The sequence below is a fragment of the Rhodanobacter aciditrophus genome (assembly GCF_042679525.1).
Classification (GTDB): Bacteria; Pseudomonadota; Gammaproteobacteria; order Pseudomonadales; family Marinomonadaceae; genus Marinomonas; species Marinomonas aciditrophus.
The window spans coordinates 201,128-201,359 of record NZ_JBHTMN010000009.1; the positions used below are offsets into that span (position 1 = coordinate 201,128).

The 232-nt window shown below is 41.8% G+C and carries 1 other annotated feature.

What is annotated here, in order from left to right:
* Nucleotides 1–70, reverse strand: a sequence feature (5S ribosomal RNA rRNA prediction is too short).
* Nucleotides 71–232: the final 162 nt, after the last annotated feature.

The following is a 232-nucleotide window of genomic DNA, read 5'->3' on the forward strand; positions in this document are numbered from 1 at the left end:
CGGCGATGGCGCTTTTCACTTCTGAGTTCGGGATGGGATCAGGTGGTTCAACGCCTCTATGATCGTCAAGCAAACTGGTATGCGTTTACCGCAAATTCGTTAACTTGAGTCTTCAACAATTAGACTTTTTTGAAACAGTCGATAACCAAGCATTCAAACCGGCTTATCGTAAATTCTTTGTAGTTCACTCTGTTTTCTTCAGAGCTTAGCAAAACCACTTTGGTGTTATATG